Annotated in this window: 1 protein-coding gene; it reads left to right on the forward strand. The window is 66.3% G+C overall.

The window, feature by feature from the left end:
* Window positions 1–30 precede the first annotated feature (30 nt).
* Window positions 31–694 (forward strand): toxin VasX (locus AC1Q6D_RS33140; RefSeq protein ID WP_492574026.1); only part of this gene is annotated, 664 nt, incomplete at its 3' end.

The following is a 694-nucleotide window of genomic DNA, read 5'->3' on the forward strand; positions in this document are numbered from 1 at the left end:
TGCCCCGCCAGCCAGGCGGAGCTTTTCGTCGTGCCCGTGCGTTATGCCCTGGCCGAGGAAAAGGCCACTGACCCTTGCTGCGCCCCCGGCGTGTCCACCCAGGGCCGGCCCATGGCGGTGCGACGCCTGCGTGCCGGGTTTGTTTATCTGTGGCAGGACCAGGGGCCGCTCAAGCGTTATGGCGTCTCGCGCTCTGGCCAGTTCAAGGAACAGGCACTGGACGAGGATGAAACGCTGCTGCTCAACGCTCCCCTGTCGGGGTTGGCGTTGGAAAAAATCCACGATGCCTGGATGCTCTACAGCGAATTCCCCTTGAACCCCGAGTACTGCAAGGCGCTGAGTGACAGCAGCGCCAAGCGCCATGAACACATGCGCCATATCGCCCTGCGTACCGTGGCCAACGAACTGCAAGCCAAGCATTGCCCGCCGCTGGAACAAGCCGCCGAGGTGATGGCTGAACTGCTCCCCGACACCTTTGCCCGCGCCCTGAAAGCGGACCTGAAGCGGGGCGCCGAGGATACCGACGCACTGGGCGAGGCCGTGATGAAGGACCCGACGCCACGCAACATCAAGGCCTACACCGACGCCATGCACCGTGCTCGCGAGCGCGAGCGCGTCCTGGCCCTGCACCCCGACGTCAGCGACCAGCCGCCGGGCCAGTGGAGCGCCGAGCCGTGGGAGGGGCAGGGCACTC

It is taken from the genome of Pseudomonas sp. MT92, from assembly GCF_058792515.1.